The 19,497-nt window shown below is 42.6% G+C and carries 14 protein-coding genes; 11 read left to right on the forward strand and 3 right to left on the reverse strand.

Translation table 11 applies throughout. The annotated features are described in order from the left end of the window. Positions 1–116: 116 nt before the first annotated feature. The 5 genes from OGI71_RS04815 (at position 117) to OGI71_RS04835 (ending at position 6,166) form a co-directional block, all read left to right on the forward strand. Positions 117–1,163 (forward strand): alpha-L-fucosidase, encoded by a 1,047-nt coding sequence (locus OGI71_RS04815; protein WP_282254220.1) that lies wholly within the window; start codon positions 117–119, stop codon positions 1,161–1,163. Between the two features lie 44 nt (positions 1,164–1,207). After that, positions 1,208–2,428 (forward strand): enolase C-terminal domain-like protein, encoded by a 1,221-nt coding sequence (locus OGI71_RS04820; protein ID WP_282254221.1) that lies wholly within the window; start codon positions 1,208–1,210, stop codon positions 2,426–2,428. Positions 2,429–2,438: 10 nt separating this feature from the next. Further along, the gene (locus tag OGI71_RS04825; protein WP_282254222.1) at positions 2,439–4,076 is read left to right on the forward strand and encodes a sodium:solute symporter; all 1,638 of its coding nucleotides are present in this window, start codon (positions 2,439–2,441) and stop codon (positions 4,074–4,076) included. Between the two features lie 60 nt (positions 4,077–4,136). Further along, entirely contained in the window at positions 4,137–4,907 is a 771-nt protein-coding gene (locus OGI71_RS04830) for an SDR family oxidoreductase (protein ID WP_282254223.1), read from the forward strand. A gap of 89 nt (positions 4,908–4,996) precedes the next feature. After that, entirely contained in the window at positions 4,997–6,166 is a 1,170-nt protein-coding gene (locus OGI71_RS04835; protein ID WP_282254224.1) for an alpha-hydroxy acid oxidase, read from the forward strand. Positions 6,167–6,256: 90 nt separating this feature from the next. On the opposite strand, the gene OGI71_RS04840 is transcribed toward OGI71_RS04835, so the two are convergent. Both OGI71_RS04840 and OGI71_RS04845 read right to left on the reverse strand, forming a co-directional pair. Then, positions 6,257–6,424: a hypothetical protein gene (locus OGI71_RS04840; RefSeq protein ID WP_282254225.1), complete on the reverse strand. Its 168-nt coding sequence runs from the start codon at positions 6,422–6,424 to the stop codon at positions 6,257–6,259. Positions 6,425–6,485: 61 nt separating this feature from the next. Then, entirely contained in the window at positions 6,486–8,102 is a 1,617-nt protein-coding gene (locus OGI71_RS04845) for a fimbrillin family protein (RefSeq protein ID WP_282254227.1), read from the reverse strand. A gap of 690 nt (positions 8,103–8,792) precedes the next feature. Here OGI71_RS04845 and OGI71_RS04850 point away from each other — a divergent pair. The 5 genes from OGI71_RS04850 (at position 8,793) to OGI71_RS04870 (ending at position 17,872) form a co-directional block, all read left to right on the forward strand. After that, positions 8,793–9,122, forward strand: a complete 330-nt coding sequence (locus tag OGI71_RS04850; RefSeq protein WP_282254229.1) for a DUF6660 family protein — start codon at positions 8,793–8,795, stop codon at positions 9,120–9,122. 150 nt (positions 9,123–9,272) lie between these two features. Then, positions 9,273–13,604 (forward strand): CusA/CzcA family heavy metal efflux RND transporter, encoded by a 4,332-nt coding sequence (locus OGI71_RS04855; RefSeq protein WP_282254230.1) that lies wholly within the window; start codon positions 9,273–9,275, stop codon positions 13,602–13,604. A 7-nt stretch (positions 13,605–13,611) separates the two neighbouring features. Continuing rightward, the gene (locus OGI71_RS04860) at positions 13,612–14,922 is read left to right on the forward strand and encodes an efflux RND transporter periplasmic adaptor subunit (protein ID WP_282254231.1); all 1,311 of its coding nucleotides are present in this window, start codon (positions 13,612–13,614) and stop codon (positions 14,920–14,922) included. 37 nt (positions 14,923–14,959) lie between these two features. Beyond that, on the forward strand, positions 14,960–16,990 hold the full coding sequence (locus tag OGI71_RS04865) for a heavy metal translocating P-type ATPase (protein WP_282254232.1): 2,031 nt from the start codon (positions 14,960–14,962) through the stop codon (positions 16,988–16,990). Between the two features lie 90 nt (positions 16,991–17,080). Then, the gene (locus OGI71_RS04870) at positions 17,081–17,872 is read left to right on the forward strand and encodes a phosphatase PAP2 family protein (RefSeq protein ID WP_282254233.1); all 792 of its coding nucleotides are present in this window, start codon (positions 17,081–17,083) and stop codon (positions 17,870–17,872) included. A 451-nt stretch (positions 17,873–18,323) separates the two neighbouring features. On the opposite strand, the gene OGI71_RS04875 is transcribed toward OGI71_RS04870, so the two are convergent. Continuing rightward, positions 18,324–18,611 (reverse strand): hypothetical protein, encoded by a 288-nt coding sequence (locus OGI71_RS04875; protein WP_147430503.1) that lies wholly within the window; start codon positions 18,609–18,611, stop codon positions 18,324–18,326. Positions 18,612–18,743: 132 nt separating this feature from the next. On the opposite strand from OGI71_RS04875, the gene OGI71_RS04880 reads away from it, so the two are divergent. After that, complete coding sequence (locus tag OGI71_RS04880) at positions 18,744–19,466, forward strand: SDR family oxidoreductase (RefSeq protein WP_282254234.1); 723 nt, start codon at positions 18,744–18,746, stop codon at positions 19,464–19,466. Positions 19,467–19,497: the final 31 nt, after the last annotated feature.

Below are 19,497 nucleotides of genomic sequence, written 5' to 3' on the forward strand. Positions count from 1 at the left end.
ATTCAGCTACTCTAAAAAGTGGATAAATCTGATAGCTTCATCACAATTGAAACCGCCGAAGGCAGCATGAATGCTTTAAAGAGAAAATTGACTAATGAATAAACAAATTTATACAGATGAAAAAGCAGGTGTTTTTTAGTTTAACCTTATGCTTATTGGCAGCTAAGGTAATCGCCCAAACGAAAGTTGTTATACCCACAGCATTCGATAAACCCAATCGATACCAACAGGAGCAGATCGATCGCAAGTATGGAATGTTTATCCATTTTGGTATAAATACCTTTCACGATCAGGAGTGGACGGACGGGTCAAAACCCACCAGTTCTTATACCCCAACAACCATTGACGCAAAACAATGGGTATCTACGGCGAAAGCTGCCGGAATGAAATATATCATATTGGTCAGCAAGCATCACGATGGTTTTTGCTTATGGGATAGTAAATATACTGATTACGATGTGGCAAATTCAGCTAACAAGACGAATGTTGTGGCGGCGCTGGCAAAGGAATGCCGTAAGCAGGGCATCCGTCTGGGACTTTATTATTCCTTGTGGGACAGGAAACAGAATGGCAATGTAAATGACAGAAAAGCGGATAGAGCTTATAATACCTATATGCTCAGTCAATTAACGGAGCTGCTTGATATGACCAAGAAGTATACAGACATCGTTGAACTTTGGTTGGATGGCGGCTGGGAAAAGGAGAATTACAGATGGCCCGCACAGGAAATCTATACGCTGGTCAAAAGTAAGGCTCCTCAGTGTCAGGTGGGTATCAATTGGACCATTGGTAGTCCCGAAAATGCAGATAAACACGTTGTGCAGCCTAAGGATCAACAGAATTTATTCCCGATACGTTATTTCCCAAGTGACTTCCGTTTAGGTGATCCATATTTGCCAGGTACACCCGATCCTAAACTCTTTACAGCACAGGGAAATATCTACTATATGCCTTTCGAGACAACAGTTGTACTCGGCGAGCGCTGGTTTTATAATACAACAGACAAAAAATACAAGACACTTGCAGAACTGGAAGATATCTACCGTACAGCAACAGCACAGGATAATATACTGATCCTGAATGTTGGACCCAATAGGGAAGGACGTATCAAAGAGACAGATGTGGCGTTGCTTCTCCAATTGAAAGAAAAATTAAAATTATAAAGCAGAAATACACCTATCCATAGATTATAAAAATTAGTATTAGTATGATTACAACGTACGATATCCAGGATCGCCGATTTCCCTTAAATACTGGAGCAGGTAGCGATGCTATACATAAAGATCCTGTATATTCTTATGCCGTTACCCGTTTGTTAGACGATAAAGGACGTGTGGGCACTGGCTTGGCATTCACCATAGGAGCGGGAAATGAACTGGTCTGTCAGGCGGCAGCATTTTATGCGGAGCGGATCAAGGGAATACCCATCGAAGAGCTGATGGCGAACTTTGGCGCAATCTTCAATACACTGAGCAATGAACAGCAGTTTCGTTGGCTAGGACCGCACAAAGGTATTGTACACCTAGCGCTGGCATCGGTGACAAATGCATGTTTTGACTTATGGGCGAAAACGCGAGCTGTTCCGCTCTGGAAATTATTGATCGATCTAACGCCAGAGGAAATTGTCAACACCCTGGATCTTTCCTATCTGGAGGATGAGCTGACAAAGGAAGAAGCCATTGCGCTGATTGCTGAAAATAGACAGAGCCGTCAGGAACGAATGAACATTATTGAAAAGGGATATACGGGTTACGATACCTCTGTTGGCTGGTTTAACTATTCAGACGACCAGGTCAGAGAAAACTGTAAACGGGCTATTGCAAACGGCTTTACGGCCATGAAACTGAAAGTGGGTAGCGCGGATCCGCTCCGTGACATCAGACGGGCCCATATTGTTCGGGAGGTAGCTGGTGATCAAGCGACAGTCATGTTGGATGCTAATCAACAATGGACATTACCGCAGGCGCTGGCGATATGTCATGAACTCAAGGCAATGAATCCGTTTTGGGTGGAAGAGCCGACACATCCAGATGATATCGTTGCGCATAAAATACTGACTGATGCCATTGCACCGATAAAGGTCGCTATGGGGGAACATGTGCCTAACCGGATTTTATTCAAAAACTACCTCCAGTTAGGGGCTGCAGGTTTTGTACAGGTAGATGCGGTCCGTGTTGGCGGTGTGAGCGAATTTATTGTGGTCAGTTTGCTCTGTCGCAAATACGGTATCCCTGTTGTACCACATGTAGGGGATATGGGACAATTGCACCAGCATCTTGTGTTGTTTAATCACATTAGTCTTGGCCATGAAGCCCTGTTTCTTGAACATATTCCACATCTCAAATCTCACTTCGTACATCCTGTAGTCATCGAAAATGGTGTTTATCGGACGCCGATGGAAGCTGGAAGTAGTTGTGACTTAATCTAAAAATTAGCTTATGTTAGGAAATATAGATTTGGGTATCGCAGTAGCCTATATTGCATTGATCCTGATTGTCGGTATTCGCGCAGGTATCGGCGGTAAGAGAAATACAGGAACGGCCGAAGGTTATTTTCTTGCAGGCAAAAGCTTGCGGTGGCCAGCAATCGGATTGGCGCTTTTTGCGACAAATATATCGACTGTACACTTGGTGAGTCTTGCGCAAAGTGGATTTGATACGGGTTTACTTAATGGAAACTTTGAATGGATGGCCGCATTTACTTTGATCTTATTGGCTTTGTTTTTTGTACCCTTCTACCTCAAATCTGGTGTGGCAACGCTCCCAGATTTTTTGGAAAGAAGGTATGACCGTTCCAGTAGAGATTGGCTGACGTTTATTTCCATTATATCTGCCATAGTGATTCATATTGCCTTTTCCATGTTGGCCGGAGGTATTGTACTAAAGACCCTTTTTGGGATCAATATGTATTTGAGTATTACAGTAATATGTATTATTACCGGAATGTATACTATCCTTGGCGGACTGCGTGCGGTGGTTGTGACAGAATCCATTCAGACCATTGTATTATTAGCTGGCGCATTTATCATCAGTTTTGCGGCCTTCAATCGCATGGGTGGGTGGATACCGATGAAAGATGTCCTGATTGCTGAGGGTGGACTCGACCGCTTGTCCATGCTCCGCGGTGCTGATGACAGCAGTGGCATGCCCTGGTATGCGGTGTTCTTTGGTTATCCCATTCTGGGGATCTGGTATTGGTGTGCGGATCAGACGATTGTCCAGCGCGTACTGGGGGCGAAGGATGAGAACCATGGTCGTGTGGGTGCGCTGTTCTGTGGTTTTCTGAAAATTTTGCCCGTATTTATTTTTGTACTTCCCGGGTTATTCGCTTACACTCTCTTTAAGAGTGGGCATCTTGATCTAAGTAGCCTGGGCTTAGACGCAGCAGGCCATGTGAATTCCAAAGGAATATATACGCTGATGATCACGCAGCTGTTGCCTTCTGGCTTGATTGGGATCCTTGTGGCAGCTTTGTTGTCCGGGTTAATGAGTCAGATTTCTGGCGCCCTTAATTCGATCTCTACGATGGTCAGCTATGACATTTTTAAGCAACGGAAGCCACAGGCCACGGATAAACAGCTTATCCGTATCGGGAAAATATCCGCTGTGATCGCGATGGCTTTTTCGCTAGCTCTACTGCCATTACTGGACAGGTATGAAAGTATTTTTAACGGAATCAACGATGTGATCGCCCATATTGCGCCTCCCATTACCTGTGTATTCCTTTTGGGGGTGTTCTGGCGGAAAGCGTCGGCGGTATCGGCCAAACTGACGCTGTGGATCGGATCTTTTTTTGGTATGGGGGTCTTTATTCTGAATAAGGTCCTGCCAGATTCCTGGATCGGGCAAACTCCATTTATGATGATGGCATTCTACCTTTTCTTGACCTGTATGATCATTCAGATTATCTTATCGTACCGGTATCCGGTACAGCACAGCGCGGAAAGCGAGCAGCTCTATTGGAAGAGTCCATTGGAGCCACTTCGTGGGGCCGCATGGAAAGGAATAGGGAATTACCGCGTTTTATCGGGACTATTGTTGGCTATTGTCACAATTTTATACATAATTTTCAGGTAAGAAGTTACTTGTCGTATTTTAGATCTTAGAATTAATTGAATAAGCTTTTATAGATTTATCGTGAATAGATTGAAGGATAAAGTGATATTAATCAGTGGTGGTACTGCTGGAATCGGTCTGGCATGTGCGCAGGCCTATGCAAAGGCTGGGGCTCAAGTTGCTTTTATCGGCCTTGATCAGGCCTCTGTCGCTGCTACTGGCGAATTATTAGGTACTCCACATCTGGGTATCTGTGCCGATTTCTCCCAGGAGGAGGATGTGAAGGCAGCGATAGACCAAACAGTCGCAACCTTTGGGCGATTAGATGCCATTCACAACAATGCTGGTCTTGCGAGTCCATCCAAACCGTTGCATGACACCACGGGACAGGAATGGGCCAGATTGTTCGATGTCAATGTGAAAAGTATTTTGTTGACAACACGATATGGCTTTTCTCATCTGAAAGCCTCAAGAGGGTGTATATTAAATACAAGCAGCCTCGTGGCGGAAATTGGCCAGGAAAATCATGCCGCTTATGCCGCAACAAAAGGTGCTGTCAATGCCCTGACCAAATCAATGGCGATAGATTACGCAGCATTGGGGATCAGGGTTAATTCTGTCATGCCCGCGGCGGTGATGACGCCTATGCTTCAGCAATGGGCTTTGGAGCAACCGGAGCCGGAACAGATATTTGGTTTTCTAAAAGATATCCACCTCTTGGGCTATTGCCCGGAAGGGGATGTAATCGCAGATACCTGCATGTTTTTGCTGTCCGACAGTGCCCGGTTTATTACCGGGGTGAACCTGCCTGTGAGTGGTGGTGCCGAGCTTGGCTACCGACGGAATAGCTAGGAGATTATCGCTAAATAGCGAACTAATTTCAAATTATATAGTATATTTGGCGCGCAGATAAATCACTGCCAATATTTAATACATCAATCATGAGCCAAAAGTTTACATACAATACCCGATTTCCCGCTGTTGAAGACTTGAGAAGACAGGCAAAGAAAAGAATTCCAAAATTTGCGTTTGACTATTTAATAGGTGGTTGCAATGAAGAACTGAATCTTGCCAGAAATGAAAATGATTTTGACAATATTCTATTAAAGCCGCAGTATCTTCAGACGAGCGGGGAAATTGATATGTCCGTAGAACTTTTTGGTCGCCACTATAGTGCACCATTTGGTGTTTCGCCGATTGGTTTACAGGGCTTGATGTGGCCCAATGCGCCAGAAATTCTGGCGAAAGCCGCTGCAGAAAATGATATCCCTTATATATTGAGTACTGTATCGACAAGTAGTATTGAACGTATTGCTGAGGTGTCACAAGGTAAAGCCTGGTTTCAGCTTTATCATCCTACGGAAAATAAGTTGCGCGATGATATCCTGCGACGTCTGAAAGAGGTAGAATGTCCTGTGCTTGTTGTGCTTGTTGATGTTCCTGCTTTTGGACTACGGTACAAAGAGATTAAAAGTGGATTGTCCATGCCGCCAAAGATGAACATCGCCAATATCCTACAGACGTTTGCTTGTCCTACCTGGGGAATTGAAACACTTAAACATGGTATTCCATCTTTTGCAACCTTAAAGCCTTATATGGAAAAAGGCCTGGATCTAGCGCAACTGGGGCAATTTATGAACAGAACGTTTACGGGTAAAGTAGATGTTGAAAAGATCAAAGCTATTCGGGATTTATGGAAGGGACCTTTGGTATTAAAAGGGATTGCGACAGATGAGGATATGCAGGCTGCTATTGCATTGGGCGTAGATGGCGTTATCGTTTCTAATCATGGCGGAAGACAGCTTGACGCCAGTGAATCATCCATTAATTCATTGATTCATCTGGCAGCCAACCCAGACTATAAAAGCAAAATCAAGATTATGTTGGATGGTGGTATCCGTTCTGGAGTAGACCTTGCCCGTGCACATGCTGTGGGATCTGAATTTAACTTCATGGGGCGACCATTTATGTATGGCGTAGGTGCACTGGGAAATGCCGGTGGTGAACATACCATCAGTATGTTCAAAGCACATTTATTTCAGGTGATGAAACAGCTAAGCATTTCGAAAATTGATGAGTTCCCAAAACGTTTACAGAAGATATTATCGTAATACAATCATAATAGCATTAGAAAAGCCGTATTAAACACAACTATTGCTGTGCGTAATACGGCTTTATGCATACAGATTCTGTGTGGCTTGTTACCAGTCTATTGTTCTGCTGTCATTGTCGCCAAGACCCCATTGTTCGTTGACTTGTCCGTTGGAGTCTTCGGGTCTAGCAGTTGCTGAACCGGCTGCGATACCTTGCTCGAGTTCGATCCGGTACGCCTTAACCTCCGGTGCGATATAGGCTATTTTCTTTTTCATAGTCTTTTATTTATTGTATTATATTTGATAAATCTGTTCTTATTTTTTTAGCTATAAGTTCTTAGCTACAAGGTATTTTCTTCTTTCCTGCACCTACACCTTTAATGATCGTACGACCATCAACAAGCTGAGTTACTTTTACAGTGTTGCTCTGTGTGCTTCCCCAAGGGAAGGTATTGAAGGAGTTACCATTGTTCAATACAAGTTCATATAAAGGTCCACCATTGACTTTGCTGCCGAACATAGTCACTTTACCTGTTCTGCTGATCACGAGTTTGATCAATGGGTTGGCTGCGGTCCCTTGCATATTATAGATTTGAGCAATTCTACTATTTGTTTCTACATTATTTCCTGCATATTTACTTCCATCCAGGAATTGGATATTTTGTGCTGAAGATGCGCCAACTTCAAACTGGATTTCATTTTTTGCCAGTTTCACGCCATTAATTTCCATATTGAAAGCATTGTCCAGTTCGGTGATATCAAACACAAATCCATAATCTGCTGCAGGAGCGGTGAAGCTTCTGGAGATCGTGGTTCCGCTTGGATAAAATACTCCATCAATACGGATTCCGGTTTTACCGTTAACGACCACCGCTGGATAGCTCCAGTTTAATCCATTACTGGTCACATCTTGTGTACAGGTTTTGAAATTAAGCTTCAGATCATATTTCTGTCCGGGATTGATCTTTACATTTGGAATGGTAACATTTGATTTGGTTTCACCATCAATGGTCAGGCTTCCAAGTTTAAGCGTTCCAGTACTTGTTGCTGGGTGGATCAATAGGGAAGGAGTGCTGACAACTGTACGTAGGCCAATACCTAAAGCCGGAAATTGTGCTTGTACACCTGCGTCGTTTAATCCGTTGTATGTAAGCGCTTCATCCGAAAGTTTTAAGTTGGCCGATGTATGACTTGGTTTAAACACTGCATTTTCAAGTTTGGTGATGGCCCCGGTCATGTTGGCATCCATTGTCAAAGTTGTGATAATCTGACTGAAGCGGTGTTTCAACACAACATTTAGGTTGTTAACACCTTTGTTTACTTTCAGTGTGTTCGCGAAATACATCAGGTCGCCACTGATATTATTGAGGCTTGCTGAGGATAAAGTACTTTGATTGCTAATATTAGGTACTGTACTTGTGCTATTTGTTGAGTAAGCAACAAAAGTATAGGTTTTTCCAGCATCAAGAACAATCCCCTCTGCAACAGCTTCTCCACCATAGCTATAGGTCTTTTCAGTCACGTAATTCCCTTGGCTATCATAGACAACTACTTTATATTTAACATCTTTGTCCAGTTTTTTCTCAGTTACCTGAGTTGTCGTTGTTGCTTTGGCACCCGATGAGGCCACCAATCCTTTATTGACTGCGGTAGCTGAGCTATTTGTCAATACAACATCAATGGAAGAACTATTGCCAAAAGGAACTGTCATCTCCTGTACTTCGGAAGCACTGCTTGCGGTAGATGCTTTTGTGGACCCTTGCTTTTGACCGACAGCGTTACCTTCGTTCTCACCATAGGCCTCAACCCCCTGAAGATTGATCTTAACCACGGTTTCCTCGGTTAAGGGGCTGGTTTCGCCACTCTTTTTACAAGAGTAAATACTTGAAGCAACCAGCATAATACATCCCAGCATCAATACATTTTTAAGGTTGTGGTAATTTTTCGTTTTCATGTAAGTAGACATTTTAATTTTACTTGTTTCTTAGTGTTTTTGATTGATTTGTACTTGTGTGATTTTTTACTTTTTATTTATTGGGTTACTATTTAAGCGTATTATCATTTTTATTTTTTTTCACCTTGTCAAAATTTACAGGTGCAATTATATAGATAGCTTTCTGTTTAATCATTATGATTTTCATTAAGTAATTTTTCTTGTAGTGAAAGTTCTACAAACCGACATTAGTGTTTAAACGTTGATTTTAAGTGTTTTGGCAGTGGTTATCTACTTTTTTATTTATAATTCTATTGGGTTAATATTTTCTCTTTGATTAATATTAGGTTTGTGTGGGATAATCTGAAGGGAAGGACTATGATGATAGGATGTCTGCTATTATGGCACAGTTTTCGTGTAAATTATTTATATGACTGGGTAAATACGGTATTCGTTATTAAGGAATGCTGCCTGTGTACGTCAATTTGGACTAAGCGTAAGCTTGGAATACAGCGTTAGTGGGACAGCGCAGTATGCAGTGGAATGTTTTAGGACTTTAATAGTTGGTCTTTATACAGAAGATTGCTGGCGATTGGTTTAGTGTGATAGGGGCTGAAGCCTATTGCAAACTTGATTAATTTAGCTCGCCAGTAAAGCGATGTTATTATAAAAGAATAAATTTTTGAAATATTTTTCTAAATTTGTATAACAATGAGGGTAATTGTTTTCATATTGATCACCTATATCTTGGGACTTTCCTTTGTCCCATGCAGTGACGCGAACATTCGCAGCGAGGTGACAGCCATGGAAACACAATTCAATGAACCTCATAATCATAGTGAAGATACCACCGATGCCTGTTCTATTTTCTGTTATTGCAACTGTTGTAGCGGAAATATTACAGTCTTCGAATATCAGTTACCAAAAATTGAAGGTATCCAGATTTCAATTTATTTTGATAATCGGATGCCGGTTCTCAATACACCTATTTTATCTAGCTACTTCGGAACTATCTGGCAGCCGCCTAAGGTAGATGCTTAATTATTACTTTTTATAGCTGTACGCAAACATTATTAAGGAATTTTGCTTTTCTAATTAATGTTAGCCATCGGTGTGTAGCTGTAACTTTTGATGTTACAGGGAAATAAGATATTCTATATATCTATTATTTAAGCATTAATCAAGCATATTGTGTTAGATAGTATAATTAAATTTAGCATCAAGAATAAGATCATTATTGGTTTAATGACCTTGTTACTTATTATTTGGGGCGGTTGGAGTGCTACAAAGCTGCCCATAGACGCCGTTCCGGATATTACCAATAATCAAGTACAGATTTTTACCTCCTGTCCGACCTTGGCGGGTCAGGAAGTGGAGCAGCTGGTTACTTTTCCGATCGAACAGAGTATCGCTACGGTACCGAAGATCGAAGAAATAAGAAGTATTTCCCGTTTTGGACTCTCAGTGATTACCGTCGTTTTTGACGATAATGTCGATATCTACTTTGCGCGGCAGCTTATCAGCGAGCGCCTAAAAGAAGCTGTGGACCAAATTCCACAAGGTATTGGTAAACCCGAACTAGCTCCCGTTAGTACGGGTTTGGGAGAGGTCTATCAATATATCATTCACCCCAAAAAAGGCAGCGAAAGCAAGTATAATGCAAAGGATCTACGGACCATGCAGGACTGGATCGTTGCGCGCCAGCTTTACGGGACACCCGGTATTGCTGAGGTCAATAGCTTTGGTGGTGAATTGAAACAATATGAGGTCGCTGTTGACCCTAATCGTCTTAAGGCGATGAATATCACCATTCCGGAAATTTTCACCGCATTGGAGAAAAACAATCAGAATACCGGTGGTGCTTATATCGACAAAAAACCGAACGCATACTTCATTCGTGGCATTGGACTGGCTACGTCGCTGGAAGATGTGAAAAATATCGCGATCAAAAAAACGGGTGCCGTACCTATTTATGTCAAAGATGTGGCCGATGTGCGTTTTGGACATGCGGTCAGGTACGGTGCTCTGACATATAATGGAGAAGTGGATGCCGTGGGCGGTGTAGTGATGATGCTGAAGGGTGAGAATAGCAATGAAGTGGTCAAGCGTGTAAAAGAGAAGCTCCCTACGATCCAGAAATCCTTACCCAATGATGTGGTGATCGAGCCCTACCTGGACCGTACGGATCTTGTTGGTCGTGCAATAGGTACTGTTGAGAAGAACTTAATCGAGGGCGCGCTGATCGTTATATTTGTATTGGTGCTATTTTTGGGAAACCTCCGGGCGGGGCTTATCGTTGCCTCAGCCATCCCATTATCCCTGCTCTTTGCTTTGGGATTGATGAATGTTTTTGGTGTGAGTGCCAATTTAATGAGTCTAGGTGCGATAGACTTTGGTCTTATTGTCGATGGCGCGGTAATTATCGTGGAAGCAACGCTTCACCATCTTGGCCTGCGCAAGTCTACTGAAAAGCTGTCACAATCGGAAATGGATCATGAGGTGTTTGAATCTGCTTCAAAAATCCGAACCAGTGCGGCATTTGGTGAGATCATCATTCTGATTGTCTATATTCCTATCTTGACATTGGTCGGGGTGGAAGGCAAGATGTTCCGCCCGATGGCACAGACCGTAGGTTTTGCGATCTTTGGCGCATTGATCCTTTCGCTGACATACATTCCAATGATGTGTGCCCTGTTTTTACCTAAAAAACATCATGACAAGAAAACGTTCAGTGACCGTTTTATCGAAAAACTTCAGCGTATCTATGCGCCTTTATTGCAGAAAGCTATCCGTTTCAAATATATTATCGTCAGCTTGACTATCGCTTTCTTCGCCATATCTGTTTTCTTCTTTAAAAGTATGGGCGGAGAGTTTATTCCGCAGTTGCAGGAAGGGGATTATGCTTTTCACTGTATATTACCACAGGGAAGCTCTCTGTCGCAAAGTATAGAAACTTCCATGCAGGCTTCGCGTATCATTAAAGAGTTTGAAGAAGTAAAAATGGTGGTTGGTAAAACCGGAGCCGCTGAAGTACCGACGGATCCGATGCCACCGGAAGCGACCGATTTGATGGTGGTACTGAAACCCCAGAAGGAATGGAAGTCCGGCCGAAGTTATAATGAACTCGGTGCAGCCATCCTTGAAAAACTGGAAGTTATCCCAGGTGTTTTCTTTGAAAAGAACCAGCCGATACAGATGCGATTCAATGAGCTGATGACCGGGATCCGTCAGGATGTGGCCGTGAAGATTTTCGGTGAAAATATCGACTCTCTGGCATCTTATGCGAATATCGTGGCGGCACAGATTCAGTCCGTTAAAGGGGCTACTTCTCCACAGGTGGAGCGCGTGTCGGGGCTGCCACAGATCAATATCGTATATGATCGTACACGTATTGCCAATTACGGTCTAACGATTCAAGATGTCAATGATGTGGTAAGTACGGCTTTCGCTGGTCGCAGTACTGGACAGATCTATGAAAATGAACGTCGTTTTGATTTAGTTGTTCGTTTGGATACGACACACCGCAATAGCATAGACGATGTACGCAATCTGATGATTCCAACGGATACAGGTATTCAGATTCCACTGTCGCAGGTAGCAGCCATTGATTATAAACTTGGCCCCGCGCAGATTAGTAGAGAAGCCGGAAAGCGTCGGATCGTCATTGGCTTCAACGTCTCGGGAAGGGATGTGGAGAGTGTGGTCAAAGATATCCAACAGCAGTTGTCGACCAAAGTGAAATTACCTGCTGGTTATTATTTCACGTATGGAGGGCAGTTTGAAAACTTACAGAAAGCAAGCGCTCGTCTGATGATCGCAGTGCCTGTTTCCCTCTTACTGATTTTTATGCTATTGTATTTCACATTCCATTCCTTTAAGCAAGCTGCGCTGATCTTTACAGCCATTCCAATGAGTGCAATTGGAGGTGTTTTTGCCCTGATGCTCCGCGGTATGCCTTTCAGCATCAGTGCCGGAATCGGTTTTATCGCTTTGTTTGGTGTTGCTGTACTAAACGGTATTGTACTGATCGGGACTTTCAACCAACTGAAGAAGGAAGGTATGGATGATATTTTTCAGCGCGTGAAGGAGGGAACATTGACAAGGTTGCGCCCCGTACTGATGACAGCTACTGTAGCTTCGCTGGGCTTTTTGCCTATGGCAATTAGTACGAGTGCAGGAGCGGAAGTTCAGAAACCGCTGGCGACGGTTGTTATTGGCGGACTGGTGACAGCAACCTTCTTAACATTGTTTGTACTGCCTTTGCTGTATATTATTTTTAACTCAAAACTGAATATGAAAAAAGGAAATGTGGGTAAGACCATTGCAACGGTATTGGTTTTCCTATTTTCTACCATTGGATTTAAGGCCTTTTCACAGGAACGGATCGGGATTGATAACGCAATCGGTATGGCATTGAAGAGCAATCGCCAGTTTCAGGTCAATGAGGCCGAAATAACTGGAGCAACTTATAATGTTAAGTCTGCGAATGAAATCCCAAAGACGGGTGTTTTTGTGGAGAATGAAGATTACCGACCCAGCGATAAGACAGGGATCATGAAAATCGGTATCACGCAAAGCATCGCATGGCCGGGACTCTATTCGGCGCGTAAGGAATATTTTAAGCAGCAGCTAAAATATGCCAATCTAAATACCGAAGTACTCAATGCCAATATTAAGAAAGATGTGCGCACAGCATACTATCAGCTCTGGTATCTTCAAGATAGACAGAAGCTCTATGTGGAGTTGGACAGTATCTACTCGGCAATGTTTAAGGCGACCGAATTACGTTTCAAAACCGGAGATGTCGCAGCATTGGATAAAATTGCGGCGGAGGCGAAATTACGGGAGTTGCAAGCGCAATTGGTTCAAAACAAGAAGAATATGCTGGTTCAGCAGCAGCAATTGATGATGCTCCTCAACCGCAATGAATGGATATTACCTGTAGAGCAAGCGCTGGAAAAGATAAAAATGGACGCGGATGTACAAAATCCATCGGTTGATGCCTCACATCCTGTTTTAGCTTTGCAACAACAGAATGTCAATATTGCCTCCTCCAATATTGCGGTACAGAAAAATACAAATAAGCCTGAATTTTCGGGCAGATTCTTTTCACAGCGCCTTTGGGGCGCAAAAGATCCTTTTACGGGATTCTCGGTATCGGCATCATTTCCTGTATTTGGCCTGGGTGCTTATAAAAGCAAGATAAAAGCTGCAAACGCGGAAATGGAGGCGCAACAAAGACAGCTGGAATATGATACACAAGTTTTTCAGACGAATAAGGTGAATGCATTGGCTGATATTGAGAAAAATACTGCGCTGTTGCAGTTCTATGAATCCGCAGGCCTCAAGCAAGCTGACGCCATCATCAAAGCCGCGAGCCTCGGTTACAGAACCGGTGAAATAAGTTTTGCAGAGATGAGCCAGTTCTTAAGTCAGGCGATCGGGATCAGACAGAACTATTTAGACGTGCTCAATCAATATAATCAATCAGCAATCCAATACAATTACTTCAATAATAAATAAGTCAACAATGAGAGTTATCATAAAAATATTTTTTGCACTAACGATTACAACAGTTTTATATAGCTGCGGATCAGATTCAAAAGGTGCTGGCGATGCCAAGAAGGAGGAAGGGAAAGGTGCTGCCGAAGAAAGCCATGAGGAAGGGCCCGTGACGGTAGCGGCATTGAGTGAACAACAGATAAAGGCTGTAGGTATTGCTTTTGGAACTATAGCGGAAAAGGAGCTGACAGCGACAATCAAAGCCAATGGTCTTCTCAGTGTTCCCAATAACAACAAAGCCAATGCGACAACCTTGTATGGTGGCGTAATTAAGACTTTAAATGTGCAACTAGGTGACATCGTGCGAAAAGGCCAGGTTATTGCAACCATTACGAATCCACAATTTATTCAGCTTCAGGAAGAATATGTCGCTCTGGCGAGCAAAATTACGCTTGCAGAACAGGAGATGGCAAGACAGCAAGAACTCAATGAGGGCAACGCTGGAGCAAGAAAGAATTTGCAGTCTGCAACGGCGGATTTCAATAGCCTTCGAGCCAGAAAGGCATCGTTGCAACAGCAGATTCAACTGATGGGCATCAATCCCAACAGTGTGAGCCTTTCCAATTTGCGGGCTTCACTCGTGGTGACAAGTCCGATTAATGGTACTGTGAGTAATGTCTTTGCCAAGATAGGTAGCTATGTGGATGTTTCATCACCGGTTATTGAGATTATAGATAATAGTCTATTGCACCTTGATCTTCAGGTTTTTGAAAAAGACCTTCCTATGATCAAAATTGGACAGATTATTAATTTTCAATTGACAAACAACCCTGATAAAACTTATTCGGCTAAAGTATTTACGATAGGATCGTCTTTTGAAAATGATAGTAAAACAATTGCTGTTCATAGTACTGTGATCGGTAGCAAGGTTGGTCTGATAGACGGTATGAATATTACAGGGATGATCGGGATCAATAATGTGACCACTCCGGCGGTTCCGAATGACGCAATTGTGGAAGCGGATGGTAAGTTCTACATTTTCGTAGAAACAAGCAAGCAGGCGGAAGAGCATGAAGAAGGACACGATGATCATGGACATGCGCATGATGAGGGTGAGGGCAAGCATGAACATAAAAATGAATTGGAAGCTGCTAAACATGCAACTGAACAGGATAAGAATGTGAATTTTGAGAAAATTGAGATTCAAAAAGGCGTCTCAGCATTGGGATATACAGCCATTACACCAGTACAGGAAATTCCTGCGCAAACCAGAATCGTTGTGAAAGGAGCATTTTTTATCAATGCCAAGATGAGCAATACAGGTGGGCATGAACATTAAGTAGTAGCATTTGTTAACGAAGTAATCATGATAAGGTATGGAACACAAACATATTTATGATGGACAAGGTAAACAACTTTGTTGTACACAGACAGAAAAAATATATAATCAGGCAGGCGCCCAACGTTTAATACAGGGCGCGCCTGCCCAGGATCAGGCACATAGTCACAGTGATGATGACGGTCATGATCATTCAGTAGCGGAAGGCAGTACATTGAAGCTCTTTCTGCCAGCAATAATTTCATTTGTCCTGCTGATTGGGGCCATTGCAATGGACAATTGGGTACCACAGGAATGGTTTAAGGGCTGGATCCGGATCATTTGGTATGTACTGGCTTACATTCCGGTTGGATTCCCCGTGATTAAAGATGCATTGAAGAGTATTGGAAAAGGAGAGATTTTCTCTGAATTCTTACTTATGAGCATCGCCACCATTGGTGCTTTTGCAATCAAAGAATACCCAGAGGGTGTTGCTGTCATGCTTTTTTATGCGGTAGGGGAAGTGTTTCAGACATTGGCTGTCAGCCGTGCCAAGAGCAATATTAAGGTGCTCCTGGATCAGCGCCCGGATGAGGTGACCATTGTTGAAGCAAACAGTAGCCGGGTGATCAAAGCTGAGGCTGCAGCAATTGGTGATGTTATCCAGCTGAAGCCCGGGGAGAAGTTGGGCTTGGATGGGGAACTTATCTCCGATACAGCTTCCTTCAATACGGCGGCGTTGACGGGAGAAAGTAAACCTGACACAAAGACCAAAGGTGAAGTTGTGCTGGCCGGAATGATCAACATGAATACTGTGAGTCTGGTAAAGGTGACAACAGCATACCAAGACAGTAAGTTGAGCAAAATCCTTGAACTTGTACAAAATGCGACCTCGCAGAAGGCCCCTACGGAGCTCTTTATCCGGAAATTTGCGAAAATCTATACGCCGATTGTGGTACTTTTGGCGATAGCGATTTGTCTGCTGCCTTACTTTTTTGTCGGACAATATGTATTTAGCGATTGGCTTTATCGAGCGCTTGTATTTCTCGTGATTTCCTGTCCATGTGCCTTGGTGATCTCGATTCCATTGGGCTATTTTGGTGGCATAGGTGCTGCGAGTAGAAACGGTATCCTGTTCAAGGGAAGTAATTTTCTGGATGCGATGGCAGCGATACAGAATGTTGTCATGGATAAAACCGGTACGATGACTGAAGGGGTTTTCAAAGTGCAGGAAGTTCGTTTAGAACCAGATTTTGATGAAGCGACAATCCTCAAATTGGTCAATAAAATCGAAAGTCATAGCAGTCATCCGGTAGCTACAGCAATCAGGGAATATGCGGGTGAGGTTGATGAATCTGTAAATTTGACTGATGTCGAAGAAATACCGGGGCATGGACTGAAGGGTAGTGTGGACGGCAAGGTGTTTTTGGTTGGTAACTTTAAGCTTTTGGACAAGTTTAATATCAGCTATACCATCGATCCCAATACAATCGTTTATACCACAATAGCCATTGCATTGGATAATCGCTTCGTTGGATATATTACCATTGCAGATAGTATCAAAGAAGATTCCGCACAGACCATACAACTCTTGCACAAACTTGGAGTGAAAGCGACCATGCTAAGTGGCGATAAGAGTACGGTCGTCACTTATGTAGCGAAGGAATTAGGTATTGATAAAGCCTATGGAGATCTTCTTCCGGAAGATAAGGTAAATAAAGTCAAGGAGATAAAGGCTATTGGTGGAAGTGTGGCTTTCGTTGGTGATGGCGTCAATGATGCCCCCGTAGTGGCCTTGAGTGATGTTGGTATAGCTATGGGGGGACTGGGCAGTGATGCAACCATCGAAACTGCTGATGTAGTCATACAAGATGACAAACCATCTAAGATACCAATGGCAATTAATATTGGTAAACAGACCAAAAAAGTGGTTTACCAAAATATAGGATTGGCATTTGTAGTCAAAGGAGTGGTTTTGATCCTTGGCGCCGGAGGATTGGCTACGATGTGGGAAGCCGTGTTTGCGGATGTTGGTGTTTCTCTTATCGCGATACTGAACGCGATCCGGATCCAGAAAATGAAGTTCTAAATCAATTTTTAGTTAGGATGTGCTTACCCTTCAAGTTGAAATATTGGAAGGGTAGGTCTTCTATTGTCTAATTTTTAAATTCTCCATGACATGAATATAGTCCAATTTATAACGACCCTATTTATCCTATGGTTTGTATTACTATTGTTCCCTTTATTGTTGCGCGCTCAGGATAGTCTTGCACTTAAAACAAGTAGAGGAATGCAATTTTCCGCTATTGATAACCACGATTTCCAGTTGCGGAAGTTTATCGTTCCAACAGCGTTCATAGCCTATGGTGCGAGCAGCTTTGCCATCCCCAAGATGAAGAAATGGGACTTACAGACCCGGAATGAAGTATTACATAAGAATCCTGCAAGGACAACAATAGACAATTATACCCAGTATTTCCCTGCGGTGATGGTGTACGGTCTCAATGCATTTAATATTGAAGGGCTTCACGATTTTAAGGACCGCACGCTTATTTATCTTACTTCGCAGCTGATTTCAGGGGCGATTGTGTTTCCTGCCAAACAGTTTATAGCTGAAGAGCGCCCCGATGGATCCAATAAGAAATCCTTTCCTTCAGGCCATGCGGCGACCGCATTTGCGACAGCCCATTTTATGTATAAAGAATATCATGATAAAAATATATGGCTCGGTCTTGCAGGATATCCTTTTGCGTCATTTACTGGTATATATCGAGTGATCAATAATAGACACTGGGTGAGCGATATCGTTGCAGGCGCGGGAATAGGCATCGCCTCCACTGAGCTCACCTATTGGCTGTACCCAAAGATGACAGGTCTGTTTCGAGGGGGAAAACAACGAGAAGGACAAACAGCATTTATACCCTATATAGGACATAATAGGTTTGGAATAAATGCTGTAAGATCATTTTAATAAACTTTTTAAACACTAATTTCTTGTAAAATAGCAAGCCCAATGATTCGGGTATCTTATAGGATTTAGTCGAGCCTGCGTATAGCTTTCGTCTTAACTGCTTCGGCATGTGTCCGCTATGAATCCGACATGAGTCCGTGGTGAGTCCGAGTTAAACACGGTATCATAGCGGTATGACGATGCACTCATTATGATCTCATATCGACTGAGGGGCGAAGAAGGCCATATCCTGTCTCAAATCAGATCCGAACTTACGTCAAATAATGGATAAGACACGGACTCCGTTCCGGAAAGCTAAAAGTATAGTATGTTAATCAGTTTAAATGTGTAATATATAAATATAATCGTATAAATATTAAATACGTTAAAATTTAAATATTTAAATTTATCCATATATGGGTATAGATTTTATATATTTTTCAAAGGTTGCTGAATTGAAAAGAGCTGACATTTATTTTGCCACGAGTTTTTCATACAGCGGCCAGAGTTCCGCAAGGTCATCATCTGATTGTGCTTCTGGATAGTGCTCATCATGGAGATTGCGGATTTCGACCCCCTGTCCCTGATCATTTACCACAACAGCGGCCCGAAGTTCGTCGGTTCCATCATAATAAATGCCCACACCAACAAGCTCGCCATTGAGAATAATTTCACTGACAATATACTTTCTTGCAGCCTTACCTTTGTGGGTACTATGACCACTAGAAATCGTGTTTCCTTTGTTATAATGTCTTTCCATAAGCATAGAACACTGGAAATATCAATTTGTTGTTTTTTTTAGCTATTTTCTGCCTTCATGCGATCGAAAATAATTTAAAATAGTTCGGAATATTCCATAGAAAAGGGGGGCTTACCTTATATTTGTAATACAATGGAAAAGAAAACATATCTTATTTTCGGCATTAGTAAAGGATTGGGAAGGGCAATCACACTGCATCTTCCAGATCCGTCTGATGTTGTATTTGGAGTGTCCAGAAGTAAACCCGATTATTTGGAGGACAACGCTAATGTGTGTTGGGTGCCGTCTGACCTATCCAACCCTGTGGAGGCTGTTAACGCAATCAAAGACAGGATAAAAAATACGAAAATTGACTATTTTATCTATAATGTCGGTATTTGGGAGAATAACGCTTTTAGCGACGACTATGATTTTGCGTCTTCTCCGGTAGCGGAGATTAGCAGCCTGATCAATACCAATGTCACTTCATGTATTTTAAATATTCAATCAGCATTGGATAATTTGAAGCAGGCCGAAAATGCCAAAATTATATTGATCGGTTCTACATGGGGGCTTGACAACCACAATGGAAGGGAAGTTGCGTTTTCAGCAACAAAATTTGCACTGCGGGGTGTGGTTCATGCATTGAGAGAACAACTTCGACCTGATCAGATTGCAGTATCTATATTGAACCTTGGTTATCTGGCAACAGCGCATGATGATGAGAATAATCTGGAAACGAACACTCATGAAATAAATGACGATCTTATTCCATTATCGGATGTCATTCAGGCGTTAAGATTTATTATCTCGACATCAAAAGCAAGTTGTGTAAAAGAGATTCATATGCCGGCAATGAATGACAGGAATGTATAATGATCCGAATGCAGGAGATGTAGATCCCTAT

This window comes from Sphingobacterium sp. ML3W (genome assembly GCF_029542085.1).
Classification (GTDB): domain Bacteria; phylum Bacteroidota; class Bacteroidia; order Sphingobacteriales; family Sphingobacteriaceae; genus Sphingobacterium.